The sequence below is a fragment of the Burkholderia ubonensis genome, from assembly GCF_902833085.1.
Classification (GTDB): domain Bacteria; phylum Pseudomonadota; class Gammaproteobacteria; order Burkholderiales; family Burkholderiaceae; genus Burkholderia; species Burkholderia ubonensis.
In genome coordinates, this window is the sequence record NZ_CADFEB010000001.1 from 36,474 (window position 1) to 60,899 (window position 24,426).

The following is a 24,426-nucleotide window of genomic DNA, read 5'->3' on the forward strand; positions in this document are numbered from 1 at the left end:
CAGGATTCACCGGATGATTGGAGCCACGATCGGTTGCCGCTTGAGATTCGACATCGACGTCACCCACGCGGCCACGTTATTGATAGGGCCCTCCCCCGTCGACGCTCTCATCCGCGCCCCACTGGGTGCCGTTTTGTTTCGCGCCGTTTGCCTGCAGCAACGTGACCAACTGCGGCTTTCCCGGATAGTAGGACGGAGCGGCCGACAGCAGCGTATCGCGATCATGCGACGACAGGCGCTTGACTTGCATGGCGACGATGCGCCATGCCTTCGCCCTGATCGCCTCGTCTACCCACGCGGTTTCCGGTGACGAATCATTCCATCCGCCGCCAATAGGCACCAGCCTCCAACCGAGCGATGCGCAATAGTCCAACTGCGCGCACTCATGCCAAGCTGCTTCGTATGCCGACGGATCGTCATGATCGATCGCTGTTCGCAAGCGCAGCAGAACCGGTTCAATATCATTCGGATCTGCGCCATGCTTCAACAACATTGCGGAAATCACCGGCTCGCAGTGCATGATGGCCGCGAGCGAGAGCAGCGAGAACCGCGGGTCATGGCTGTCGTTGAAGCCTCGCTTGTCCTCATAGTACCGATCCCATGGTCCGCTTTCATCACGACCGGTATACCGGCCTCGAGGCGCCGCGCCATGTTCGAGGAGTCGTTGTGTCATGCCGGCTCGACAGTAGTACACGGCATTGGCCAGCGCCATGCCGTCGGCACTGGCGCCATGGCTCAGCAGCGTCTCGACCAGTCCCGTCGAGCCTGCATAGCTGCGGCCTCCCGCCATGCGAAGCAATCGCTGGCGCCGCTCCGGCGACGTCTGCTGCAGTTGGACCGCAAGGACGTGCCACGCGCGGCGATCGATCGCTTCATTGATCCAGTCTGCCTCGGTTTGCCCGGTCGACAAGCACGTGTCACCGCATGCGTTCCTGGCTGCGATATAGCCCGCGGCATCGTCGCGCTGGAGTGCTTCCCGCACGTGATCGATCCTTGCCGACCGCTCCTCCGCGGCGCGTTGCCGAACCCCGCTATACATCTGGACGAGCAACGGCAGCATGACGGGCAGACTCACGAACAACAGCAGAATGCCGATCGCAGTGCGTCGACGCTTTGCATGACATAGCGCCCGATAGCCGAAATATACGCAGGCACTCAGTCCACCGAGCAACGGAAATCCGAAGAGCCAGATGCCGGCAAGGTACGGATTGCCCTCGCTCATCTGGGCGTCGATACCGACGCCCGCTGCCCCGAAGAGGACAACGACGAACAGGCTCGCCAGCGTGGGAATCAGCAGCGTGAACACCGTCAGCAGAGTGATGAGCCAACGATCATTCCATTGAGCTGAAGGCGAAGGTCGAGGGGTGTCTTGAAGATTCATGGGACGCTATCTTCAGGGGGAAAATGCGAATCGGCAAGCGCGTATGCCGGCCACTTGATCCAGCGACCGGCCACGCCGGCTGGACGGCAACAATCGGGCACGCCGAAGCCGACCTCGTTTGTCCGTCGACCGACTCCGTTGCAGACGAAACGCGCATGACGCGCGTCGCGGTAAAATCACCCTCTTTCGACCGACGCACCGCGCGCCGCCACCCGCTGCCCGCACGCTTGCGTACCGATGCCGCTGAATCCGTCCGGTGGTTTCCCGGCATACAGGACATGACCTACTCACTCGCCACCACCTACAGCCGCGAGCTCGAAATCCGCAAGAGCCGCTTCATCGCGCACGCCATCCCCGTCGAAGACCGCGACGCCGCCATGCAGGCGCTGCAGCGCCTGCGCGACGAACACCCGACCGCGACGCACGTCTGCTGGGCGCTGCTCGCCGGCGGCCAGTCGGGCATGTCGGACGACGGCGAGCCGTCCGGCACCGCGGGCCGGCCGATCCTCGAGGTGCTGCGTCACCATGATCTCGACGGCGTGCTGGGCGCGGTCGTGCGCTACTACGGCGGCGTCAAGCTCGGCGCGGGCGGGCTCGTGCGCGCTTACACGGATGCGATCGCGTCGGCGCTGCTCGACGCCGAGCGCGTCGAACGCATCCGCCGCACGCAGCTCGCGATCGAAATCGGCTATCCGGATGAAGCGCGCGTGCGCCGCTGGATCGAGCAGGCCGGCTACGAACTGGCCGACAGCGCATACGGAATGACCGTGCGCCTCGTGATCCGCCTGCCCGTCACCGCCGAGGCCGACGCGCGCACCACCCTGTTCGACCTCACGCAAGGCCGCTCGGGTTTTCCCGAACTGTGAGCACGGGCGCCGCCGCCGCGCCCCCCTCGCTCCGCCCTACATCCCGCCTGTACGTCCTGTCGCCCCCCTCCGCACCGCGACAATCGGCATCAAACCGGGTAATTCAGTCGATTTTCCCGAAATTTCGGAAAAGTCCCATAGAAAAATTACTTGTAGATATTTAATCTCATCCCGTTTTCCGGATCGTCGCCGCGCAAACGTTTCGCCGGCCAGCCGGACTGGCGCGCCTGGCCGGGCACGCCAACGGGCGGGGATCCGCATGAAGCGTCATCAATAATCAAATCTCAGCGACGGAAAAACGACGCATGCAGACCATTCAAAAACTGCAAGCCCAGCTTGCGGAACTCGACAAGCGGATCAAGGCGGCTCGCCGCGACGAGCGCAACGACGCGCTGACGCAGGCGCGCCAATTGGTCACGAGCTACGCGCTGACCGCGCGGGAAATCTTCGGGCAAGGCTACAGCGACCGCGCGAAGCTGTTCACGGTCGGCCCCAAATACCGCGACCCGGTGACCGGCGCGACGTGGAGCGGGCGCGGGCGCGCGCCGTCGTGGATCGTCGGGCGCGACCGGGCCGCGTTCCTGATCCGGGAGTAACGGCCGCGCCGCGCGAAGCGGCGCGCGCGGCCCGGCGCCGCGATCCATTCAATAGACGTCGGGCACGATCATGTCCTCCGGCACCGGCCGGCGGATGTAATCCTCGTGATGCTCGCGCTGCGGCAGGTCGATCGGCGAGCGCGGGACTTCGTGGTACGGCACCTGGCTCAGCAGATGGTGGATGCAGTTCAGCCGCGCGCGCTTCTTGTCGACCGCCTGCACGACCCACCAGGGCGCCTCGGGAATGTGCGTGCGCTGGAGCATCTCCTCCTTCGCGGCCGTGTACGCCTCCCAGCGGCGCCGGCTTTCCAGGTCCATCGGGCTCAGCTTCCACTGCTTGAGCGGATCTTCGATGCGGTTCTGGAAGCGGCGCTCCTGCTCGGGATCGGTGATCGAAAACCAGTACTTCACGATCTGGATGCCGCTGCGCACCAGCATCTTCTCGAATTCCGGCACCGAACGGAAAAACTCCTCGTACTCGTCGTCGCTGCAGAAATTCATCACCCGCTCGACGCCCGCCCGGTTGTACCAGCTGCGGTCGAACAGCACGATCTCGCCGCCGGCCGGCAAGTGCGCGACGTAGCGCTGGAAATACCATTGCGTGCGCTCGCGGTTGCTGGGCGCGGGCAGCGCCGCCACGCGGCATACGCGCGGATTCAGGCGCTGCGTGATGCGCTTGATCGCGCCGCCCTTGCCCGCCGCGTCGCGCCCCTCGAAGATCACGACGAGCCGGTGCCCGGTGTTCACGACCCAGTCCTGCAGCTTGACCAGCTCGCCCTGCAGCCGGAACAGTTCGCGGAAATACTGCTTGCGCGCCTCGCGCCGCTCCGGCGAGAACAGCATGTCGTCGTCGTCGAAGCGACGATCGTCGAGTTCCATCTCGAGTTCCTCGTCGTACGCATCGACGAGATCTTCCTCGAGCCTGCGCTGGCGCGCCTCGATCGATTCCATCTCGATGCGGCTGTCGTTGTCGCTCATGGGGCCTCCTTCAGTGACGCAGCGTATCCGCACCATTATCGCAGGCGGGCGCGCCAGAATGATGAAAGCCACATGTCAGCACGCGGCGTGGCGCCGCCCGCTCAGAAGCGGAAATTGAGCAGCACGGTCGCCAGCACCGGATTCGCCGAAATGTCGAACGTATTCGACGCGAGCGTCCGGTTCTGCTGGCTGATGTCCAGCGTGATCTTCGTGCGCAGCGGAATGTACGTGACCATCCCCGTGATCCAGAGGCGGCGCGTGACCTGATAGCTCGCGCCCAGCATGAACACGGGCTCCCAGACGCTCTTCACCTTCGCCGATACATTGGTGCGGCCCGACAGCAGCAGGTCGCCGCCGGCGTTCCACACCCGCTGGAACCACGCGGGATCGAGCAGCAGCCCCTGCAGGCTGCCGACGTCCGCGCCCGCCCCGAGCAGCCCGCCGAGCGACGCGAGCTTGCGCTGGAACACCGGATTCAGGTTGGTGTTCGTGAACCGCGTATAGCTGACGCCGAGGCCCGCGAACGGCCGGAACCGGTCGTCGCGCTCGCCGAGGTAGTACTTGAACACGACGGAGGCGAGCCACGCGCGCGTCGTCGCGAGCGGATTGCTGTCCGGATTGGCGAGATCGATCAGCGGCAGCCGCCCCTTGGCGCCCGGAAAGATCCGGTCGAGCGGCAGCCCGATGCTGCCGTGCCCGCGCAGCGTCAGCACCGGCGGAATGCCCCCGTCGAGTTCGGTCGCCCAGTTTTCGCTGAAGAAATGCGTGAACGTGAACGCCAGCGTGTTCGTGTTGCTGAGCGACAGGCTCGAGCCGCGGTTTTCGAAACTGTAGAGCCCGAGCGCATCGGTGTGCGTCGTGACGGGTGTCGAGCGGCCGGTCGTCGCGACGAAGTGCCAGCCGAGGCCGACCATGTTGCGGTCGTCGCCGGTCAGCTGCTCCATCAGCGACGGCGCCTGCGCGGCGGGCAGGTCCGGCAGCCGCGACGGATCGATCGGGCGCAGCTCGTACGGCATCCGGTCCGCGTGCACGACGCCGGCCGGCTGCGGCGCACGCGCATCGTCGCGCGCCGCAGCCACCGCCGCCCCGCAGGCGCCGGCGTCCGTCACGTCGACGTCGAAGCCGATGCCGTCCGCGCCGTCGTCCCGCGCCAGGCCGCAAGCGCGGCGGCCAGGCAGCGCGGCGCGCCGGCCGAGCGTGATCGCGCCCGCGCTCAGCGGCGCGGGCGGCGGCCCGCCCGGAGCGGCTGCGCCGCCGTCCGTGCGCGTGGGCGCGTCGTCCGTGCGCCATGACGACGCATCGAACCCGTCCGCATCGCCGCCCGGCCAGAACCCGATGCCGTCCGCGCCCGCCTGCCAGCGCGTGTCGCCGCCGTCGGGCAGCGGCGCGGCGTGCGCGGCCGCCCCGCACGCGAACAATGTCGCGCCGAGCCAGCACGACAGCGGACGCGCCCAGCCCTGGCGCCGGCGGCGCCGGATGCACGTGTCGCGGCTCGCCATCGGGTCAGGCCGGCGCGCCGAAGATGCGCTGGCGCATCCGGTACAGCGGCTCGAACAGCCATTCGAGCAGGCTGCGCCGCTCGAGCACGACGTCGGCCTTCAGCATCATCCCGGCCTTCAGCGCGAGCGCCTTGCCTTCGAACGACGGCGTGCGGTCGGCAAGCTCGACCCAGGTCTTGAAGTAGGTCTGCGGCGCGGCGGCGTCGCCGGGCAGGTTCAACTCCTTTGCGGAGAACGCGACCGGCGAGATCGACAGCACCTTGCCGCGGTACGTGCCGAACTTCTCGACCGGATAGCTCGCATACGCGACCTTCACGTCCTGCCCCGGCTTGACGAAGCCGGCCTTCGACGACGGGATGTACACCTCGGCGATCAGCCCGTCGGCCTTCGCCGGCAGGATCTCGACGACGCGCGTGCCGGCCGGGTCGATCACGCCGCCCTGCACGACGTCGAGCCGGACGATCTGCCCGTCCGCCGGCGCATACAGCACCTGGTCGACGTTCTCGTCGATGTTGTATTCCTTCGAGTTCAGCTCCTCCTGCTTGATCTTCAGCTCGGCGTTCGCGCCGTCGTACTTGCTCTGCATCGTGTCCAGGTCGCCGCGCAGCTTCATCGCGTTCTTCGCGAGCTCCGCGCGCCGCAGCAGCAGATCCTGGTAGGCCTGGCTCGCCTGCAGGTACTGCGTGTTCACCTGGTTGTACTGCTCGAGCGTCACCACCTGCTCGTCGAGCAGCTGCTTCACGCGGTCGCGCCGCTCGCCGTATTCGCCGACGATGCGCTTCTGGTCCTGGATCTGCCGGTCGATCAGCGCGCGGCTCTCGCCCTGCGCCGCGATCTGCTGGTTGATCTGCTGCACCGACGACCGGTATTCGAGCCGCGCGGCGTCGATCTGCTGCGTGACCTCGACGCGCTGGCGCGCGAGCGCCGCGCGCATCCCCTGCACGTTGTTCGCCTGGCTGACGAAGCTCGTGTCGCGCGTCACCGCCAGCAGCCGCTGCCCCGCCTTCACGTGCTGGTCCTTGCCGACGTACACCTCGCGCACCGCCCAGCCCGGCGGCGCGCCGACGCCGATCAGGCCGGCGCGCGGCGTCAGCATCCCGGCGACGCTCTCGGTGTTCGCATAGCTCAGCTCGACGAGCGCGGTCACGAACATCGCGAACATCGCGAGCGACAGGTAGCAGAGGAACCGCATCGATACCGGCACGTCGACGACGCCGTTGATCACGGTGCCGAACGTCGTGCCGCGCGCGAGCTTGCGCGACGGCTTCTGTTCTCGGAGGGCGGAATACCAGATCGGCATGGAATCGGCTCGTCGGGGGCGTCAGGAATGTCGGCGGGCGGCGGCATCGAGCAGCGGCGACGGCATCAGGTAAGGCGTGAAGTGTTCCCAGAAATGCCATTGCTCGGGCTGGCGCACGAGCGCCTGCTCGAGCCGGTCGACGATCCGCTGGTGCGTCGCGCGCACCGGCGACGCATCGTCGTGCGCGCCGAGCATCGGCGCGAGCGCGCGCGTTTCCAGCTCGGCGAAATGCACGGTGCAGCGGTCGCGAAACGGCACGCCGGTCGCATACGCGACGAGCACCGGAATGCCGTGCTCGACCGCGAGCTTCACGCCGCCGCCCGCCATCCGCACCCAGCGGCCGCCGAGCCGGCAGCGGTTGGTCTTGCCGAACTTGCCGTGCAGGTCGGAGAACAGCAGGAACACCGGCTGCTCGCGGCGCAGGCTCGTCAGCAGCCGCCGCAACTGCACGCGCTCCTCGATGTCGATCAGCTCGCACTGCCCCGCGCCGTATTCGCTAACGAGCCGCAGCGCGTCGTCGAAGAACGCGCCCGGCGCGTCCTTGTGCAGCACCACGATCAGCTTGCGATCGGCGGGCAGCAGGAAACGCAGCTTCGTGACGAACAGCATCAGGTTGCCGAAATGCAGCCCCGCGAGCATCAGCGGGCCGCCGCGGGCAAGCGCCGCGCGCAGCTGCGCGTCGCCTTCGCACGCCATCGCGTCGATCATCGCCTTCATCGATTCGAGGCTGTGCGTGCGCAGCTTGAGCCCCGCGAACTCGGCCTCGAACAGCTCGCGCACGATTGCCGCCGCGACCTGCCGCACGCGCTGCGGATCGTCGTTCAGGTGGCCGCTCAGCATGTGCGCGACCGCGCGCTCGATCGATTCGAGGATCGACGGGAAGCAGCGCAGGCACGCGGCCGAGCACCAGCGCATCAGCCGCAGCCCGCGCGCGGGCGACGTGCGCAGCGCGAGCGCGCGCACGGTGCGCCGGACCAGGTACGCGTACGAGAACGCGTTGAACAGGAACAGCCGCGCAAGCGTCATGCCGTCTCCTCGCGCGCATGCCACGCGGCCGTCGCGTCGGTCAGCACGCCGTCGTGCATCTGGTAGATCCGGTCGACCATCGACAGGATCGACGCGTCGTGCGTGACGAGCACGATCGTGCACGGCAGCGTCAGCACGTTGCGGCAGATCTCGTGCGTCGTCGCCTGGTCGAGGTTCGACGAGAACTCGTCGAGGATCAGGAGCCGCGGCTCGCAGTACAGCGCCCGCGCGATCAGCAGCCGCTGCATCTGCCCGGCCGACAGGAACTTCTGCGTATCGCCGAGCGGCGTGTCATAGCGATGGTCGAGCCGCTCGATCTCGTCGTGGATGCACGCGAGCTTCGCGGCGTCGAACATCGCGCCGAGGCGCGGCGCGGGCGCGAAGTTCGTGATGTTGTCGCGGATCGTGCCGCGAAACAGCTGGTCCGACTGCGTGACCGCGGCCAGGTGCTTGCGGTATTGCCGCAGGTTCACTTCCGCGAGATCGGCGCCGCCCGCGCGCAGCGTGCCGGGCTCGGGCCGCACCAGCCCGCAGATCAGGTTCAGCAGCGTCGTCTTGCCGCTGCCGGTGCGCCCGACGATCGCGATCTTGCCGCCGGCCGGCACGTCGAGATCGATGCCGCGCAGGATCGGCCGGTTGCCGCCCTTCGGCGTATACGACAGGCCGCGAATCGACAGCGCACCGTCGAAGCCGTCCACCGGGCGCACCGGCGCATCCGGCGCCGGCTCCTCGGTTTCGGTCTGCAGCACGTCCGCGACGCGGTCCATGTGCACCTGCAGGACCTTGCGGCGCACATAGAGCTGGATCGAATCGATGAACTTGTCCGCGAACAGGTTCTTGTACTGGATGAACGCGTAGATCACGCCGATCGTGCTCTTGCCGTGCATCACGAGCCATGCGCCGTAGGTGACGATCACGAGCTGCTCGACGTGCACGATCCCCTTCGAGATCGCGTCGAACATCAGCTGCAGCCGCTCCTGCTGGCGCATCGCCTGCAGCTTCTGCGTGAACGCGTTGACCCACAGGCTGCTGCGCGCGGTCTCGGCCGACAGCAGCTTGATCGAATGCGCGGAGCGGATGTTCTCGATCAGCAGCGCGTCGGCTTCCGCGCCGCGCGTGAGGATCTGCGACATCGCGTCCTGCAGGTGCGGCTGGATCGCGAGCCGGCTCAGCGCGAACAGCACCATCCCCGCGACGCTGATGGCGGCCAGCACCGGGCTGTAATACAGCATCAGCACCAGCGTCAGTACGCAGGTGACGATGTTGAGCAGCCCGCCGACGAGGCCGTCGACGAGAAAGCGCCCGACCTCCGACACCGACGACACGCGCGAGATCGAATCGCCGGTGTTGTGGAACAGGTAGTAGCCGATCGGCAGCCGCGCGAGATGGCCGACCATGTTCGACGACAGCTGCTGCGACACGATGTTGCGCAGGTAGCTCTTGATGTTGCCGACGAGGTTCGCGTACAGCGTGTCGAACAGGAACACGATCGCGAACACGATCGTCAGCAGCGTGAGGATGTCGACGTCGGTCTTCTTCAGCGCCTCGTCGATCGTCAGCTGCACGTACGACGGGCCGAGCAGCAGCAGGAGCTGCGCGGCCACGCCGCCCGCGATGCCGATCGCGAGGCTCTTGCGGATGCCGGTCAGCCCTTCGAGATAGTCGCGCAGGCGGATGCGGTCCGCCGGCCCCGCGTGCGTGAAGCCGATGTCCGGGTTCAGCTCGAGCGCGTAGCCGGAGATGTGCGTGAGCGCCTGCGCGAGCGGCAGCTTCGTCTCGCCGAGCGCCGGGTCGACGATGTGCACGCTGCCGTAGCCGACCTTCGTCAGCACGACGTAATGGTTCATGCCCCAGTGCAGGATGCACGGCGTCTTGAGCGCGTCGAGCTCGGATGCGTCGAACTGCAGCCCGCGCGCGCGCAGGCCGAGATCGTTCGAGATCTCCATCAGGTCGAAAAACGACAGGCCGGAATCGATCCTGACCGGATAGCGGTTGCGCAGCGTGCGCAACGTCGTCTCGCGCCCGTGCCACGACGCGATCATCGCGAGGCAGGCCAGGCCGCACTCCGTCACCTCGTCCTGCAGGATCGGACGGACTTTACGCGGTTTGAAAAGCATGGGTCGGGCAGTCGCAGAACGCGGCGACACGGCGCCGGAGCCCGTCGAGGCGGGCCCGTGGCGCGTCGCGCGCAAAACGCAGGGGCGCAGCCGGGCGAGCCGGCTGCGGCGGCGGAACGGCGGGGCCGCCCGTTCAGTGTTCGGAGCCGAGCGACATCCGGAACTGCTCGACGACGCGGGCCTGGTATTGGGACATCAGCCCTTGCAGAGTGGAACCGATCGACTGGTTCACCAGGTCGACCGTATAGGCGGCTGAATTGGAGTACGACGACGCTCCGCCGCAAATCCGGCGGGCCTGATCTTCCGTGATGTCTCGCATTTTCGTGGCCTTCATCATGTTTTCGGAATGCCTTCAAACCGTCAGCAGATCGAAATCAACCGCGCGTTTGAATTCTTTCATTCATACCCGGCAGTCCTTCCTCCCGATAATCGCCGCACGAAAATCAGGCATTATGATTCCCTGTAATTATTTCCGCGGCGACTGCATTTTTTACTTCTTGCTCCATTACGCATCGCGCGGGGGGCGCCTCCCCGCGCACGGCGATATTACTTGCCGGTGTTATTGAAAGTCTTCGGGTTCTGCAGGTAATTGCCGAGGCTCGGCAGGAACTGGCCGAGCGCCGTCACCAGCGGCGCAGCGTCCACCGCAAGGCTGCCCAGCGAGCTGATCGGGCCGCCGCCATGCACGTTCCTGACCTGTTCCGTCGTCATGACCTTCATCATTCTCTCCTCGTAAAAAATAAAGATGATGCAAAGAACCTTCGTTGACATAAAAACGGCTTTTAATCATCGAGCGACTTTAAATGTAATAATCACTGCGATTACCAGCCGAATTCAGGCTATCATGCGAGCGCCTTCCAATTCAATGGAGGACACACTCTTACGCAGGTGCTTTCCCTCGCATCGAGTTCAGCGAAATTTCCGCTGTTTGAATTTTATTTTTTTTAAACGTTTAAATCCGGCCGCAATCCGTTGCGGGACGGGGACAGAACGGAGACGGCCATGTTTGAAACGAGGTGCGCGCGCCACACATCGATTTCTCGATATACGGGTAATTACCTATCAAGAAATCGATTTAGGAGGAATATTCGAATCGCGACGCTATCATTGGCCGCTGTAATCGTGGTAGCCGGCACCTCGAACGCGCAGGCGTTCTGCCTCGACGCAGCGTACCAGTACGCGGTCGCGCACGATCCGCGCTACCAGCAGGCGCAGAGCGAATACGACGCGGCGCGACAGAAGTTTCCCGAGGCGCGCGCGCTGATGCTGCCGCAGGCCACCGCGCAGCTCGAATGGGGCCGCTACGGCACGCACGCGAACCTGTTCGGCATCGACGTCAGCGGCTCGAATAACGCCGCGTACGGCGCCGCGCAGGTCACGCAGGCGCTGTTCAACCTCCCCTACCTGTACGACATGCGCCGCGCGACCGAATACGAGGAATCGGCGAAGCAGAAGCTGGAAGTCGCGAAGCAGGACCTGATCCTGCGCGTCGCGAACGCGTGCTTCGACCTGCTGAGCGCGCGCGAGAAACTGCAGTCGGCCGACGACGAAGTGAGCGCGTTGACGCGGCTCGAAAGCGATACGCGCCGCATGGCGCAACTGGGCATGAAGACGATCGGCGACACTGCGGAGATCGAGGCGCGCCGCAGTCTCGCGCAATCGGACGAAGCGCTCGCGCAGACCGACGTGGATGCGCGCCGCGCGCGCTACGAAACGCTGCTCGGCGCGACGATCGATTTCGCGCGCTGGCCGCGCCTCGCGCTGCGCGGCACGTCGCCGCGCATTCCGTCGGGCGACTACGCGCCGCAGGACAACCCGGCGTACCGGCAGGCGTATCGCGATGTCGAGGTCGCGCGGCTCGCCGCGAAGCGCATCGGCGCGGAGCACCTGCCGACCGTCGACCTGTTCGCGTCGTATTCGCGCGGGCTCAACCCGAACCTGCGCGGGCTGACCGATCGCTCGGACTTCCACCAGAGCGCGGTCGGCGTGCAGGTGACGATCCCGATCTTCTCCGGCGGCAGCGTGTACTACCGGCAGGTCGAGGCCGAGCATGTGACGGCGCAGTATCGCAACCGGCTGCGCGAGGTCGAGGAGCAGTTGAGCACCGATCATCGCGAAGCGCTGTCCGCGCTGGACTCGATCGGCACGCGCATCCGCGCGCTGCAGCAGTCGCTGCAGGCCGCCCGGCTCGCGTATGACGCGTCGCTGAAGGCGCATCAGGTCGGGTACAGCACGACCTACGAAACGCTGAACCTGCGCCGCGACATCTCGGGCATCCGGCAGAAGCTGTTCGACAGCTATCTCGACGCGCTCAAGCTGCAGCTGAAGCTGAAGAGCGTGCTGGGGACGCTCGACGAGCAATCGCTGGTGGCGGTGGACAGCTTCCTGCAGAGCAATGCGGCGGGCGGCGCGCGCGTGGAGTGACGGGCGCGGCGTCAGCCCCGTGGCGGCGCGTCCGCCGCCGGGGGCAGCAGCACGACCGTGTCTTCCGGCCCGAGCACGCGCCCGTCCTGCGCGCGCAGCTCCAGCCTCCTGACGGGCAAGCCGTTCTTCCGGTCGACCAGCAGCACGTGCGCCTCGTCCGGCTCGAAGAAGAAATCCTCGCCCCACTGCCGGAGCGCCACGAGCAGCGGAAACAGGCCGCGTCCCTTCTCGGTCAGCACGTATTGCTGGTACGCGCCGCCGTCGGCCGCGGGCACCGCATCCAGGATGCCGTGCGCGACCAGGTTGCGCAGCCGGGCGGCCAGGATGTTCTTCGCAAGGCCGAGGCTCTTCTGGAATTCGCCGAACCGGCTCAGGCCGTCGAACGCGTCGCGCACGATCAGCAGCGACCACCAGTCGCCGATCGCGTCCAGCGGGCGCGCGACGCCGCATGAAGAGTCCTGGTGAGTGGTTCGCCTGTTCATCGATACGTCCTGCCTGCCGTACATGCAATCGGTTGCAATATAAAACCCTTCAAGCCGGAAATCAATTGCTTTCGAACGACGTGGCGTGACGCGTGATCGCGGCAATTGCAGCGCTCCGTGCAGCCCGACGATCCCGCACGACCTGACAATTCTCACGGTTGCAAATTGAAACCACCTTGCCTAGGATGTCAATCGGTTTCAACTTGAAACCACATTCTCCACTCACCCTACTATCGAAAGGAGCGCCCGATGATCCGGTCCGACGCCACGTTCGGCGGCACTTTTCCGTTCGCCCCGCATTTCGACGACGCACCGGGTTTCCGGATGCACTACGTGGACGAAGGGCCACGCGACGGCGAGACGGTGCTGTGCCTGCACGGCGAGCCCACCTGGGGCTATCTGTTTCGCCACCTGATCCCGGTGCTGAGCCCCACTCACCGCGTCGTCGTGCCGGATCACATGGGGTTCGGAAAAAGCGCGACGCCGCCGGATCGCAGCTACTGGCTGCAGGACCACATCGACAATCTGGAGCGGCTCGTCCTCGCGCTCGACCTCGACCGCGTGACGCTCGTCATGCACGATTTCGGCGGCCCGGTCGGCATGGGGCTTGCCGCCCGCCATCCGCACCGCATCCGCCGCATCGTGTCGGCCAATGCGCCGACGCCGTTCGGCCAGCCCGACCTCGTCGAGCGCGTGACGGCGAACGGCCGCGCTTCACCGTGGTTCCGCTGGATCGCCGGCGCGGCGGCGGACGGCAGCCTCGCGGCCGTGCTCGGGCAGCTCGGCTTCAACATCCTGAGCACGCTGAAGCTCAACGGCTTCGAGAACCCCGCGATCATCACCGACGACTGGCTCGCCGCCTACGGCGCGCCGTTCGCGAGCCCGCCCGATTGCCTCGGCGCGATCGGCTGGGCGCAAGGCTTCGCCACCGGCGCGCACCGCTTCGAAGCGCCGGGCGAAGCGACCGTGCGCGCGATCGCCGACAAGCCCGCGCTCGCGATCTGGGGAGAAGCCGACCGCACGCTCGCGGCCGAGCATTTCCTGCCGCTCTTCACCGCGCTGTTCCCGGCCGCGTCCGTCGAGCGTCTCGCGGGCGTCGGCCACTACTGCCTCGAAGACGCGCCGCAGGCCGTCGCCAACCGGATCGCGCAGTTCATCCGGAACACCTGAGCGCGCTTCGTCCGCCCCATCCATCCCAACGGAGCCTACCGTCATGTCCACCTGCACTGCACCGGCCCGGCGCGATGCGGTCTCGCCGCTGCACCGCTGGCTGGCGATCGCCGTCCTCGCCGTCGCCACCTTCACCATCGTCGTCACGGAGTTCGCGCCGATCGGGCTCCTGTCGTCGATCGCCGCCGACCTGCACGCACGTCCGGCAACCGTCGGCCTCATCGTGTCGGCCTACGCGTGGATCGGCGCGGGCAGCGCGCTGCTGTCGGCCGTGCTGCCGAATCACTTTCCCCGCAAGCCGCTGCTGATCGGCCTGATGCTGCTGCTCGCGGCGTCGAGCGGCGTGTCCGCCGTCGCGCCCGCGTTCCCGGCGCTGATGCTGGCGCGCATCGCCGGCGCGCTCGCGCACGGCGTGTTCTGGGCGATGGTCGCGGCGCTCGCCACGCAGATCGCGCCGCGCGACCGGCTCGGCCTCGCGACCGCCGTCGTGTTCGGCGGCATCTCGATCGCGAGCGTGCTCGGCGTGCCGATCGTCAACGTGATCGGCCAGCACTGGGACTGGCGGGTGGCGTTCGGCGCGCTGAGCGGGCTGAGCCTGCTGACGGCGCTGCTGATGGCCGCCGCGTTGCCGACGATCCGGGCCGAGGGCTCGGTCGGCGGCGCGGCGCTTGCCGGGGTGCTGCGCAATCGCGCGCTGTGGATGGCCTATGCGGTCGCGATCTTCACGGTCGCCGCCCACTTCGGCGCGTTCACGTTCATCGAGCCGTATCTGCGGCAGATGCCGGGCGTCGCGCCCGCCGCCGTCGCGCTGCTGCTGTTTGCATTCGGCGCGGCGGGCCTGCTGGGCAACGTGCTGACGGGGCTTGCCATCGACCGTCATTTCAGGACGGTGATCGTGATGGCGCTGGCGTTCATGTGCGCCGCGCTGATCGGGCTGGGCTGGCTCGTGCCGCGCGCCGGGACGGCTGCGGCGGTGGCGTGCCTGCTCGCGTGGGGCGCCGCGATTTCCGCGTTGTTCGTCGGCATCCAGACGTGGGTGCTGCGCGCGGGCGGCGCGGCCGCGATACCGGCGTCGGCGCTCTACACGACGGTGTTCAACGGCGCATCCGGCATCGGCGCGATGCTCGGCGCGTCGATCCTTGCCCGCAGCGGGCTATCGGCGGTCATGCTCGCGGCGGGCGGCGGCGTCGCGTGCGCCGCGTGCCTCGTGGTCGCGGCCCGCCCGGGAGGCAAGGCGTGACGCGCGGAGCGCACGCGCGCGGCGCCGGCTGCCTGCACGCGTGCGGGGCGGCAAACACGGCAAACACCACACACGCGGCAGCCGCGCGCACCGCCCCGCGGCATCGAGCGCATGCGCGTCCGCTTGTGCGAACGCGCATGCGTGCGGTCAGTGAATCACCCGCGTCACCCCGCGCCCGCGCGGATCGGCGACTGCCTCGGGCGTCTTGCCGTCGATCTTGATCACCTGGATGTCGCCGCTGAAATCCTGCCCCTTCAGCGTATAGCCGCGCGCCTCGATCTGCTTCGCGAGGTCGCCCTCGATCGGGTGGTACGGCTCCCAGAAGATCGTGTTCGGCGGCAGCAGCTGGTGATGGAAGCGCATCGCGCCGACCGCTTCCTTCAACGGCATCTTGAAGTCGTAGATGTTGTTGATCACCTGGAAGATCGACGTGAAGATCCGCGAGCCGCCCGGCGTGCCGATCACGAGCGACACCTTGCCGTCCCGGGTCAGGATCGTCGGCGACATCGACGACAGCGGGCGCTTCTTCGGCTCGATCGCGTTCGCGTCGCTGCCGACCACGCCGAACATGTTCGCGACGCCCGGCTTCGCGGAGAAATCGTCCATCTCGTCGTTCAGCACGATGCCCGTGCCGTCGGCGATCACGCCCGAGCCGAAATAGCCGTTGATCGTGTACGTGTTCGACACCGCATTGCCCCACTTGTCGACCACCGAGAAGTGCGTCGTTTCCGCCTTCTCCGGCATCTCCGTGCCGAGGCCCGGCTGCACGCTCTTCGTGTCGGACGGCTCCTTCGGATTCACTTCGGCCGCGCGCTTCGAGATGTATGCGTCGCTGATCAGCCGCGAGACGGGCACCTTGTAGAAGTCGGGGTCGCCCAGGTATTGCGCGCGATCGGCGAACACGCGCTTCTCGATCTCCGCGATCAGGTGGATGTACTGCGGCGAGTTGAGCGCGACGCCCTCGAAGTCCTGCTTGCGGTCCGCCTTCATCTTCAGCAGCTGCACGAGCCCGATCCCGCCCGAGCTCGGCGGCGGCGCGGTGATCACCCGGTAGCCGTTCCAGCTCGCCTCGACCGGCTGCCGCCACGTCGCGCGGTATTGCGCGAGATCCTCGGTCGTGATCAGCCCGTTGCCGTCGCCGGTCTTCATCGACGCGGCGATCAGCTCGGCCGTCTTGCCTTCATAGAAGCCCTTCGCGCCGCCCTTCGAGATTCGCGTCAGCACGTCGGCGAGATCCGGCTGCTTGAAGTTCGCGCCCGCCTTCATCCCGGCGAAGTACTTGTCGAAGTTGGTCTTGCCGCCGAACTCCTTCGATGCGTCGACGCCGCGCTGCGCGAGCTGCTCGTCGACGACGAAGCCGTCGCGCGCATAGTGGATCGCCGGTTCGAGCACCTGCTGCCACTTCAGCTTGCCGAAGCGCTTCTGCGCTTCCCACATGCCCGCGACCGTGCCCGGCACGCCGACCGCGCGCGGGCCGTACAGGCTCATGCCCTTGACGACGTTGCCGTCCTTGTCGAGATACATGTCCTTCGTCGCCGCGAGCGGTGCGCGCTCGCGATAGTCGAGGAAGTACGGCTTGCCGTCCTTGTAGATGGTCATGAAGCCGCCGCCGCCGATGTTGCCGGCCTCCGGATACGTGACGGCGAGCGTGAACGCGATCGCGACCGCGGCGTCGATCGCGTTGCCGCCTTCCTTGAAGATCCGCTCCGCGGCATCCGCGCTGTACTTGTCCGCGACCGCGACCGCCGAGCTCGTCAGGATCGCGGGCTGCGGGCCCTTCGCATAGGCGGGCGCATTCGGCAGGAAGCCGATGCCGGCCACCGTCGCGAGCGCGACGGCGGACGATTTGAAGCGATTCAGCGTAGTCATTGCATGTCTCCCATGTCGATCTCCTTCAGGCTGGAAAAAGCACCTGATCCGCTGATGGCCGCCGGCGCGCCGACGGCCATGCACCGGCTTCGTAGTATAGGGGGACAAAAAGGGTCAAACACGGCGGCCACGCTGAAATGCCCGCAATCCGCATCACGCACTGCATCACGCATCGCATCGCATCGCGGCGCGAAATTCTTCGGACAACCGCCCACGACGCGCGCCGATCTGCGAAGATAGCGCCCCCTCGTTTTCGCGCCGCGCGTTCTTCTTCGTCTTTCCGTCGTCTTTCCATATGGCATCACACAACGCACATCATGCGAGCGGCTTCGCGGCCGGCCTGATCGCAGCATTGCTCGTCGCGCAGGCCGGCGCGACCGGCCCCTGGCACCTCGGCATCCCCGCCGCATTCGCGGCCGGCGTCGCCGGCGGCACGGCGCCCGACTGGCTCGAGATCGCCTGGTGGAGCCGCAAGCGCCGCCTGTGGATCACGCACCGCACCGTCACGCACTGGGGCGTCGGCTGGGCCGCGCTGCTCGCGCTGGCGTGGCATGCGCTCACCCATCATCCGCACCCGCTGTGGGCCGCGCCGCTGTTCGGCTTCGCGTGCGGCGGCCTGATGCACCTGCTCGCCGACTGGCCCAACCCGCTCGGCGTGCCGTGGATCTGGCGGCGGCATTCGCTCAAGCTGTGGAACAGCGGGCACTGCGACCTGATCGTCGTCGCCGCCGCGTGGGGCGGCGCGCTGTGGCTCGCGCAGTCGGTGTGGACGCGCGCGCCGGCGCTGCAGCACTGGCTCGGGTGGCTGCATCGCGTGTAGCGGTTTCCGGCGCGCACGCGCCGCGTCTGGCACACTGACGGTTCGCGCGCGCCGTGCGGCATCGGCGCGCTTGCACTTCGCATGAGCCGGGCTTGAGCCCTGGCTTGAGCCCTATTTAGCCGCATCGATGGACGTCACCGCCACCCGCCCCGCCGCCAGCGTGCTCGACGTGTTCCACCCCGCCGTCGCCGCCTGGTTCCAGCGCACGTTCGCCGCGCCGACCGGCGCGCAGGCGCTCGCGTGGCCGCACATCAAGGCCGGCCGCTCGACGCTCGTCGCGGCGCCGACCGGTTCCGGCAAGACGCTCACCGCGTTCCTCTGCGCGATCGACGAACTCGTGCGCGACGCGCTCGCGCACGACGGCACGCTGCCGGACGCGACGCTCGTCGTCTACGTGTCGCCGCTGAAGGCGCTGTCGAACGACATCCACGTGAACCTCGACGCGCCGCTCGCCGGCATCGCCGAATCGCTCGCGCGGCTCGGCCTGCCGGTGCCCGCGATCCGCACCGCGGTGCGCACCGGCGACACCACGCAGGCCGAGCGCGCGGCGCTGCGCAAGCGCGCGCCGCACATCCTCGTGACGACGCCGGAATCGCTGTACGTGCTGCTGTCGTCGACGTCGGGCCGCCAGATGCTGTCGAGCGTGCGCTCGGTGATCGTCGACGAGATCCATGCGCTCGCCAACAGCAAGCGCGGCAGCCATCTCGCGCTGTCGCTCGAACGGCTCGACGCGCTGACCGGACGCGCGCTGCCGCGCATCGGCCTGTCGGCGACGCAGAAGCCGATCGACGCGGTCGCGCGCTTCCTGGTCGGCGGCCCCGCCGACGCGCCGCGCGACTGCACGGTGGTCGACACGGGCCACACGCGCGAGCGCGATCTCGCGCTGGAGCTGCCGAACGTGCCGCTCGAACCGGTGATGGCAACCGACGTGTGGGAACAGGTGTACGACCGGATCGCGGGGCTCGCCGCCGCGCACCGCACGACGCTCGTGTTCGTCAACACGCGGCGCACCGCCGAGCGCATGGCGCGCCATCTCGCGGACCGGCTCGGCAAGGACGCGATCGCCGCGCATCACGGCAGCCTCGCGAAAGAGCATCGCTTCGACGCCGAACAGCGGCTCAAGCGCGGCGAGCTGAAGCTGCTCGTCGCGACCGCGTCGCTGGAGCTGGGGATCGACATCGGCGACGTCGATCTGGTCTGCCAGGTCGGCTCGCCGCGCGGCATCGCGCCGTTCCTGCAGCGCGTCGGCCGCTCGGGGCACCACGTCGGCGGCGTGCCGAAGGGGCGCCTCTTCCCGCTGTCGCGCGACGAGCTCGTCGAATGCGCGGCGCTGCTCGACTGCGTGCGGCGCGGCGAGCTCGACACGCTGCGGATTCCCGAAGCGCCGCTCGACGTGCTCGCGCAGCAGATCGTCGCCGAGGTCGCGTGCGCCGAATGGCGGGAAGACGCGCTGTATCGCAGCTTCACGCAGGCCGCGCCCTATGCGCGCCTGTCGCGCGAGCGCTTCGACGACGTGATGAGGATGCTGGCCGAAGGCTTCACCAGCCGGCGCGGCGTGCGCGCGGCGTACCTGCACCGCGACGTGGTCGGCGGCACGGTGCGCGGGCGGCGCAACGCGATGATGACCGCGACGACGTCCGGCGGCACGATCCCCGACATGGCCGACTACGCGGTGCTGCTCGAGCCGCAGGGCATCCAGGTCGGCACCGTCAACGAGGATTTCGCGATCGAGAGCCTGGCCGGCGACGTGTTCCAGCTCGGCAACCAGTCGTACCGGATCATCCGCGTCGAGACGGGCCGCGTGCGCGTCGAGGATGCGCAGGGCCAGTCGCCGAACATTCCGTTCTGGCTCGGCGAGGCGCCGGGACGCAGCGACGAGCTGTCGGCCGCGGTCGGCCGGCTGCGCGCGCGGCTCGACGCGCTGTTCGCCGAGGGGGATCGGCAGGCGGGCGCCGCCGAGGGCCGCCTCGCGCCCGCGCTGCGCTGGCTCGTCGACGCGCTGCGGCTGTCGCCCGACGCCGCACGGCAGATCGTCGACTACCTGGCGCGCAGCCGCGCGGCGCTCGGCACGCTGCCGACGCAGGACACGCTCGTGATGGAGCGCTTCTTCGACGAATCGGGCGGCACGCAGCTCGTGATCCATTCGCCGTTCGGCAGCCGCATCAACCGCGCGTGGGGGCTCGCGCTGCGCAAGCGCTTCTGCCGCACGTTCAATTTCGAGCTGCAGGCCGCCGCGACCGACGACGCGATCATCCTGTCGCTGTCGCTCGCGCACAGCTTCGCGCTCGACGAGGTGTGGCGCTACCTGCGCGCAGTCAGCGCCGAGCACGTGCTGGTGCAGGCGCTGCTCGACGCGCCGCTGTTCGGCGTGCGCTGGCGCTGGAACGCGACGACGGCGCTCGCGCTGCCGCGCTTCACCGGCGGCAAGCGGACCGCGCCGCAACTGCAGCGGATGAAGAGCGACGACCTGCTCGCGACCGTGTTCCCCGATCAGGTCGCGTGTCTCGAGAACATCGTCGGCGAGCGCGAGATTCCGTCGCACCCGCTCGTCGACCAGACGCTCGACGACTGCCTGCACGACGCGATGGACACCGACGGCTGGCTCGCGCTGCTGCGCCGGATCGAAAGCGGCGCGATCGCGCTGGTCGCGCGCGACCTGCCCGCGCCGTCGCCGCTCGCGGCCGAGATCCTCAACGCGAAGCCGTACGCGTTCCTCGACGACGCGCCGCTCGAGGAGCGCCGCACGCAGGCGGTGCAGGCGCGCCGCTGGAGCGACCCCGAATCCGCGGACGATCTCGGCGCGCTCGACGCCGACGCGATCGCCGCGGTGCGCGACGAAGCGTGGCCGCTCGTGCGCGACGCGGACGAAATGCACGAGGCGCTGCTCACGCTGGCCTGCATCGCCGACGACGAAGCGCGCGCGCATGACGGCTGGCCCGCGTGGCTCGCGGAACTGGCCGAGCGCCGCCGCGCGACGAAGCTGGTCGCGCCGGACGGCGCGGCGCTGTGGGTGCCGGTCGAACGGCTCGTCTGCGTGCGCGCGCTGCATCCCGACGCGCGCTGCACGCCCGCGTTGAAAGTGCCGGCCGCATGCGCCGAACCATGGGAAGCGGACGCCGCGCTCGTCGACGTGATCCGCGCGCGGCTGACCGGCTTCGGGCCGCTCGCGCTCGACGCGATCGCGCGGCCGCTCGGCCTGCCCGTCGCGGCGCTCACGTCCGCCCTCGCCGCGCTCGAGCAGGAAGGCTACGTGATGCGCGGCCGGTTTACGCCGGCCGCGGCCGGCGACGAATGGTGCGAACGCCACCTGCTTGCGCGCATCCACCGCTATACGGTGAAGCGCCTGCGTCGCGAAATCGAGCCGGTCGAGCGCGCCGATTTCATGCGCTTCCTGTTCCACTGGCAGCACCTGACGCCGGACACGCGCGGCGCCGGCCGCGACGCGCTCGCCGCTGTCGTCGAGCAGCTCGAAGGCTACGAAGCGGCCGCGAGCGCCTGGGAAGACGCGCTGCTGCCCGCGCGGCTGGCCGACTACATGACCGGCGGGCTCGACGAGCTGTGCCGTTCCGGCAAGCTCGCGTGGACCCGCATCGGCGCGCCGGCGCGCGCGGCGGGTACGCCCGTGAAGACGACGCCGATCGTGCTGCTGCCGCGCCGCGATCTCGCCGCGTGGCAGGCGCTGCGCGATCCGGCCGCGCAGCCCGTGCTGTCGGCGCGCGCGGCACAGGTGCGTGACGCGCTCGCCGCGCATGGCGCGATGTTCTTCGACGAACTGCTCGGCGACCTGCACATGCTGCCCGTCGAACTCGAACAGGCGCTCGGCGAACTCGTGTCCGCGGGCCTCGTAAACGCGGACAGCTTCGCGGGATTGCGCGCGCTGCTGAAGCCGGCGGTCAAGCGCAGCGCCACCCATGCGCCGCGCACCCGGCGCGGCGGCGCGCTGATCGGCGGCATGGACGACGCCGGGCGCTGGGCGCTCGTGCAGCGTCCCGCGCCGCCCGCCGGCACGCCGCAGCGCCCGCCGGCGCGCATGCTCGCCGCGACCGATCCCGAAGCGCTCGAACACATCGCGTGGACGCTGCTGCGCCGTTACGGCGTCGTATTCTGGCGGCTGCTCGAACGCGAAGCCGACTGGCTGCCGGGCTGGCGCGAACTGGTGCGCGTGCTGCAGCGGCTGGAAGCGCGCGGCGAGATTCGCGGCGGGCGCTTCGTCGCCGGGCTGGCGGGCGAACAGTTCGCGCTGCCCGAAGCGATCCCGATCCTGCGCGAGCTGCGGCGGCAGCCGGGCAGCGGCCAGTTCGTCTGCGTGACGGGCGCCGATCCGCTGAACCTCGCCGGCACGCTGCTGCCCGGCGACAAGGTGCCCGCGCTGGCCGGCAATCGCGTGCTGTTCCGCGACGGCGTGCCGGTCGCGTCGCTCGTGGCCGGCGCATTCCACTACGCGCCCGAGCTGTCGCCCGCCGCGCGCGAGGACGCGCGCGTGCGGCTCGCGCGCCGCTCCTGACATCCGCTGACTACTGAACGGCCGCACGCAAGGGGCCGCGCGTTCCGCTACCATCGGGCGTTCTGCTGCGCCGGCTTCCCGCGCCAATTCCAACGATTCCGGAGACATCCCCTCATGCGTTCCTCGGCCGACCCGCACGTCGCGGCGTCATCTCCCGCTCATCACGCAGGCTCGCTGACGATTTTCCAGGGCGCTGCGCTATATGTCGGCGCGGTGCTCGGCACCGGCGTCATCGCACTGCCCGCGCTCGCCGCCGACGTCGCCGGTCCCGCCTCGCTGCTCGCGTGGGCGGCGCTCGTCGTGCTGTCCGCGCCGCTCGCGGCGACGTTCGCGGCGCTCGGCGCGCGCTTCCCGGACGCCGGCGGCGTCTCGACCTACGCGCGCCGCGCGTTCGGGCCGAAGGCCGCGGCGATCGTCGGCTGGTGCTTCTACTTTGCGGTGCCGGCCGGCGCGCCGGCCGCGGCGATGTTCGGCGGCGCGTACGTCGCGGCCGTGACGGGCGGCGGCCATGCGACGGTCGTCGTCACGGCCGCCGTGCTGATCGCGATCGTGGCGGCGGCCAACGCATTCGGCGTCACCGTGTCGGGACGAATGCAGCTCGTGCTGTCCGCACTGCTCGTGACGCTGCTGCTCGCCGCCGTGCTCGCGTCGGCCCCGCACGCGCGCGCGGCGAATCTCCAGCCGTTCGCGCCGCACGGCTGGCTCGCGATCGGGCAGGCGGCCGCGCTGCTGGTCTGGAGCTTCGCCGGCTGGGAAGCGATCACGCATCTCGCGGCCGAATTCCGCCGCCCCGCACACGACATGCCGCGTTCGGCCGGCATCGCGGTCGTGGTGGTCGGGCTGCTGTATCTGTCGGTGGCGGCGGCCAGCGTGACGGTGCTCGGCCCGTCGGCGGGCGCGTCCGGCGCGCCGCTCGCGGAGCTGATCGCGCGCGGCATCGGCGCTCATGCGCAGGTGCTGGCCGCCGCGGGCGCGCTGCTGTTGACGCTCGGCACGATGAACGCGTATTTCGCGGGTGCGGCCAAGCTCGGCGCGGCGCTCGGGCGCGACGGCGCGCTGCCGGCCTGGCTCGCGCAGGGCAGCCAGGTCGGCGGCGTGCCGCGCCGCAGCCTCGGCGTGATCGCCACGCTCGCGGCGCTGGCGCTGGTTGCGACGACGCTCGCGGGCGTGGGGCCGAAGCCGCTGGTGCTCGTCACGTCCGGCTGCTTCGTGATGGTGTATGCGCTGGGCGCCGCGGCGGCGCTGAAACTGCTGCCGCGCGGCGGCATCGCGCATCGCTGCGCGTGGATCTCGCTGGTTGCGGTCGCCGGGCTGTTCCTGACGTCCGGATGGTATATCGTCTGGCCGCTGCTGCTGGCGGGTGCGGCGCTGCTCTATCTGCGAGTGGCCGGCCGCGGGCGTTGACTCAGGCCGGCACCAGCTCGAAGTTCAAGCGCTTGCCGAGCGCCGCGGCAGCGCTCGCGAGCGTCGTCAGCGTGAGGCTCGTGTCGGTTTCGTCGAGCAGGCGGTTGAGCGCCGCGCGGCTGGTTTTCATCCGCGCGGCCATCGCGGTCTTCGTGATGTGCTGCGCCTTCATTTCCTGCCCGATCTGCCACGCGATCACCCGCTTGATGGCGGTCGCGGTGGCCTCCTCGAGGAGGCCTTCCTCTTCGAGGAAAGCGTCGAAGTCACTGCCGATGTGGCGGTTGGTCGTGGTCGTCATGTCGTACTCCTTTGCTTTGCGTTGCCTGCTGTCCGGCCGTCCCTTTCAGATGCCGTTGCTCACGGCTTTCAGCCGAGACCTTGCGACGTCGAAATCGTCCGTCGGTGTGGTCGGCGACTTCTTGATGAACCCGTGTAACAGGACCATCGCATCGTCGACGACGGTGAAGAAAACTCGCGCGATTCGCGTCGGAAGCGTGACCCGGATCTCCCACAGATCCTTCGACATCTTCCGGACCAGCGGCATGCCGAGCGGCCAGCCGAATTGAACGGTCTTGATCTCTTCGCCGATCGCCCTCCGCTCCGCCTGATCGAGCCCCTTGAGCCATTCGCGGACCGGTTCGTTTCCGCCAGCCGTGCAGAAGAACCGCACGCTCAACGTCGCCTGTAACTGTTGCCTCGTCATCGTCTTGACACCTATCGTACCAAAATTGATACGATATGCCAAGTGCG

Annotated in this window: 21 protein-coding genes; 9 read left to right on the plus strand and 12 right to left on the minus strand. The window is 68.5% G+C overall.

What is annotated here, in order from left to right:
- Nucleotides 1-76 precede the first annotated feature (76 nt).
- On the minus strand, nt 77-1,381 hold the full coding sequence (locus HWX31_RS00170) for an ankyrin repeat domain-containing protein (RefSeq protein WP_174965549.1): 1,305 nt from the start codon (nt 1,379-1,381) through the stop codon (nt 77-79).
- Between the two features lie 278 nt (nt 1,382-1,659).
- Here HWX31_RS00170 and HWX31_RS00175 point away from each other — a divergent pair, with 278 nt between their 5' ends.
- Complete coding sequence (locus HWX31_RS00175) at nt 1,660-2,247, plus strand: IMPACT family protein (RefSeq protein ID WP_059491031.1); 588 nt, start codon at nt 1,660-1,662, stop codon at nt 2,245-2,247.
- A 305-nt stretch (nt 2,248-2,552) separates the two neighbouring features.
- A complete protein-coding gene (locus HWX31_RS00180) occupies nt 2,553-2,843 on the plus strand; it encodes an H-NS histone family protein (protein WP_174965548.1) in 291 nt (96 codons plus the stop codon).
- Nucleotides 2,844-2,891: 48 nt separating this feature from the next.
- Here HWX31_RS00180 and ppk2 read toward each other — a convergent pair whose 3' ends face one another.
- The 7 genes from ppk2 to HWX31_RS00215 all read right to left on the minus strand — a co-directional run bounded on the left by ppk2 (nt 2,892) and on the right by HWX31_RS00215 (nt 10,483).
- Nucleotides 2,892-3,821 carry a polyphosphate kinase 2 gene (gene ppk2, locus HWX31_RS00185; protein ID WP_174965547.1) on the minus strand — a complete coding sequence of 310 codons (930 nt, stop codon included), beginning with the start codon at nt 3,819-3,821 and terminating at the stop codon, nt 2,892-2,894.
- A gap of 101 nt (nt 3,822-3,922) precedes the next feature.
- Nucleotides 3,923-5,320: an OmpW/AlkL family protein gene (locus HWX31_RS00190; RefSeq protein ID WP_175933856.1), complete on the minus strand. Its 1,398-nt coding sequence runs from the start codon at nt 5,318-5,320 to the stop codon at nt 3,923-3,925.
- 4 nt (nt 5,321-5,324) lie between these two features.
- The gene (locus tag HWX31_RS00195) at nt 5,325-6,620 is read right to left on the minus strand and encodes an HlyD family secretion protein (RefSeq protein ID WP_174964325.1); all 1,296 of its coding nucleotides are present in this window, start codon (nt 6,618-6,620) and stop codon (nt 5,325-5,327) included.
- A gap of 21 nt (nt 6,621-6,641) precedes the next feature.
- Nucleotides 6,642-7,646 (minus strand): lysophospholipid acyltransferase family protein, encoded by a 1,005-nt coding sequence (locus tag HWX31_RS00200; protein WP_174964324.1) that lies wholly within the window; start codon nt 7,644-7,646, stop codon nt 6,642-6,644.
- Nucleotides 7,643-9,763: a peptidase domain-containing ABC transporter gene (locus HWX31_RS00205; protein ID WP_174964323.1), complete on the minus strand. Its 2,121-nt coding sequence runs from the start codon at nt 9,761-9,763 to the stop codon at nt 7,643-7,645. The genes HWX31_RS00200 and HWX31_RS00205 overlap by 4 nt, the downstream gene beginning before the upstream one ends.
- Before the next feature lie 133 nt (nt 9,764-9,896).
- Complete coding sequence (locus HWX31_RS00210; RefSeq protein WP_415493899.1) at nt 9,897-10,097, minus strand: hypothetical protein; 201 nt, start codon at nt 10,095-10,097, stop codon at nt 9,897-9,899.
- A gap of 212 nt (nt 10,098-10,309) precedes the next feature.
- Nucleotides 10,310-10,483 (minus strand): hypothetical protein, encoded by a 174-nt coding sequence (locus HWX31_RS00215; protein WP_088507726.1) that lies wholly within the window; start codon nt 10,481-10,483, stop codon nt 10,310-10,312.
- A 282-nt stretch (nt 10,484-10,765) separates the two neighbouring features.
- Here HWX31_RS00215 and HWX31_RS00220 point away from each other — a divergent pair, with 282 nt between their 5' ends.
- Nucleotides 10,766-12,187 (plus strand): TolC family protein, encoded by a 1,422-nt coding sequence (locus tag HWX31_RS00220; RefSeq protein WP_174964322.1) that lies wholly within the window; start codon nt 10,766-10,768, stop codon nt 12,185-12,187.
- A gap of 11 nt (nt 12,188-12,198) precedes the next feature.
- On the opposite strand, the gene HWX31_RS00225 is transcribed toward HWX31_RS00220, so the two are convergent.
- Nucleotides 12,199-12,669: a winged helix-turn-helix transcriptional regulator gene (locus HWX31_RS00225; protein WP_174964321.1), complete on the minus strand. Its 471-nt coding sequence runs from the start codon at nt 12,667-12,669 to the stop codon at nt 12,199-12,201.
- Between the two features lie 249 nt (nt 12,670-12,918).
- Between HWX31_RS00225 and HWX31_RS00230 the strand changes: the two genes are divergently transcribed.
- Together HWX31_RS00230 and HWX31_RS00235 are read left to right on the plus strand one after the other, a co-directional pair.
- Nucleotides 12,919-13,839: an alpha/beta fold hydrolase gene (locus tag HWX31_RS00230; protein WP_174964320.1), complete on the plus strand. Its 921-nt coding sequence runs from the start codon at nt 12,919-12,921 to the stop codon at nt 13,837-13,839.
- A gap of 43 nt (nt 13,840-13,882) precedes the next feature.
- Nucleotides 13,883-15,079: an MFS transporter gene (locus tag HWX31_RS00235; protein ID WP_174964319.1), complete on the plus strand. Its 1,197-nt coding sequence runs from the start codon at nt 13,883-13,885 to the stop codon at nt 15,077-15,079.
- Nucleotides 15,080-15,226: 147 nt separating this feature from the next.
- Here the strand turns inward: HWX31_RS00235 and ggt are convergent, their stop codons facing one another.
- Nucleotides 15,227-16,948, minus strand: a complete 1,722-nt coding sequence (gene ggt / locus HWX31_RS00240; RefSeq protein ID WP_059612289.1) for a gamma-glutamyltransferase — start codon at nt 16,946-16,948, stop codon at nt 15,227-15,229.
- Between the two features lie 12 nt (nt 16,949-16,960).
- Here ggt and HWX31_RS00245 point away from each other — a divergent pair, with 12 nt between their 5' ends.
- The 4 genes from HWX31_RS00245 (at nt 16,961) to HWX31_RS00260 (ending at nt 23,676) form a co-directional block, all read left to right on the plus strand.
- Complete coding sequence (locus HWX31_RS00245) at nt 16,961-17,188, plus strand: hypothetical protein (protein WP_174964318.1); 228 nt, start codon at nt 16,961-16,963, stop codon at nt 17,186-17,188.
- A gap of 55 nt (nt 17,189-17,243) precedes the next feature.
- Nucleotides 17,244-17,768, plus strand: a complete 525-nt coding sequence (locus HWX31_RS00250) for a metal-dependent hydrolase (protein WP_059612291.1) — start codon at nt 17,244-17,246, stop codon at nt 17,766-17,768.
- A 127-nt stretch (nt 17,769-17,895) separates the two neighbouring features.
- Nucleotides 17,896-22,272 (plus strand): DEAD/DEAH box helicase, encoded by a 4,377-nt coding sequence (locus HWX31_RS00255; protein WP_174964317.1) that lies wholly within the window; start codon nt 17,896-17,898, stop codon nt 22,270-22,272.
- A 114-nt stretch (nt 22,273-22,386) separates the two neighbouring features.
- Complete coding sequence (locus tag HWX31_RS00260; RefSeq protein WP_174964316.1) at nt 22,387-23,676, plus strand: APC family permease; 1,290 nt, start codon at nt 22,387-22,389, stop codon at nt 23,674-23,676.
- A gap of 1 nt (nt 23,677) precedes the next feature.
- Here the strand turns inward: HWX31_RS00260 and HWX31_RS00265 are convergent, their stop codons facing one another.
- Nucleotides 23,678-23,974, minus strand: a complete 297-nt coding sequence (locus tag HWX31_RS00265; protein ID WP_059774702.1) for an XRE family transcriptional regulator — start codon at nt 23,972-23,974, stop codon at nt 23,678-23,680.
- 45 nt (nt 23,975-24,019) lie between these two features.
- Complete coding sequence (locus HWX31_RS00270; protein ID WP_174964329.1) at nt 24,020-24,379, minus strand: type II toxin-antitoxin system RelE/ParE family toxin; 360 nt, start codon at nt 24,377-24,379, stop codon at nt 24,020-24,022.
- Nucleotides 24,380-24,426: the final 47 nt, after the last annotated feature.

Bases quoted from the DNA above. Each gene is read 5' to 3' on its own strand.
- ggt (WP_059612289.1), bottom strand. From the start codon at position 16,948: ATGACTACGCTGAATCGCTTCAAATCGTCCGCCGTCGCGCTCGCGACG.
- HWX31_RS00235 (WP_174964319.1), top strand. From the start codon at position 13,883: ATGTCCACCTGCACTGCACCGGCCCGGCGCGATGCGGTCTCGCCGCTG.
- HWX31_RS00175 (WP_059491031.1), top strand. From the start codon at position 1,660: ATGACCTACTCACTCGCCACCACCTACAGCCGCGAGCTCGAAATCCGC.
- HWX31_RS00210 (WP_415493899.1), bottom strand. From the start codon at position 10,097: ATGAAGGCCACGAAAATGCGAGACATCACGGAAGATCAGGCCCGCCGG.
- HWX31_RS00195 (WP_174964325.1), bottom strand. From the start codon at position 6,620: ATGCCGATCTGGTATTCCGCCCTCCGAGAACAGAAGCCGTCGCGCAAG.
- HWX31_RS00180 (WP_174965548.1), top strand. From the start codon at position 2,553: ATGCAGACCATTCAAAAACTGCAAGCCCAGCTTGCGGAACTCGACAAG.
- HWX31_RS00250 (WP_059612291.1), top strand. From the start codon at position 17,244: ATGGCATCACACAACGCACATCATGCGAGCGGCTTCGCGGCCGGCCTG.
- HWX31_RS00255 (WP_174964317.1), top strand. From the start codon at position 17,896: ATGGACGTCACCGCCACCCGCCCCGCCGCCAGCGTGCTCGACGTGTTC.
- HWX31_RS00230 (WP_174964320.1), top strand. From the start codon at position 12,919: ATGATCCGGTCCGACGCCACGTTCGGCGGCACTTTTCCGTTCGCCCCG.
- HWX31_RS00265 (WP_059774702.1), bottom strand. From the start codon at position 23,974: ATGACGACCACGACCAACCGCCACATCGGCAGTGACTTCGACGCTTTC.
- ppk2 (WP_174965547.1), bottom strand. From the start codon at position 3,821: ATGAGCGACAACGACAGCCGCATCGAGATGGAATCGATCGAGGCGCGC.
- HWX31_RS00220 (WP_174964322.1), top strand. From the start codon at position 10,766: ATGTTTGAAACGAGGTGCGCGCGCCACACATCGATTTCTCGATATACG.
- HWX31_RS00245 (WP_174964318.1), top strand. From the start codon at position 16,961: ATGTCGATCTCCTTCAGGCTGGAAAAAGCACCTGATCCGCTGATGGCC.
- HWX31_RS00260 (WP_174964316.1), top strand. From the start codon at position 22,387: ATGCGTTCCTCGGCCGACCCGCACGTCGCGGCGTCATCTCCCGCTCAT.
- HWX31_RS00225 (WP_174964321.1), bottom strand. From the start codon at position 12,669: ATGAACAGGCGAACCACTCACCAGGACTCTTCATGCGGCGTCGCGCGC.
- HWX31_RS00170 (WP_174965549.1), bottom strand. From the start codon at position 1,381: ATGAATCTTCAAGACACCCCTCGACCTTCGCCTTCAGCTCAATGGAAT.
- HWX31_RS00190 (WP_175933856.1), bottom strand. From the start codon at position 5,320: ATGGCGAGCCGCGACACGTGCATCCGGCGCCGCCGGCGCCAGGGCTGG.
- HWX31_RS00205 (WP_174964323.1), bottom strand. From the start codon at position 9,763: ATGCTTTTCAAACCGCGTAAAGTCCGTCCGATCCTGCAGGACGAGGTG.
- HWX31_RS00215 (WP_088507726.1), bottom strand. From the start codon at position 10,483: ATGAAGGTCATGACGACGGAACAGGTCAGGAACGTGCATGGCGGCGGC.
- HWX31_RS00200 (WP_174964324.1), bottom strand. From the start codon at position 7,646: ATGACGCTTGCGCGGCTGTTCCTGTTCAACGCGTTCTCGTACGCGTAC.
- HWX31_RS00270 (WP_174964329.1), bottom strand. From the start codon at position 24,379: ATGACGAGGCAACAGTTACAGGCGACGTTGAGCGTGCGGTTCTTCTGC.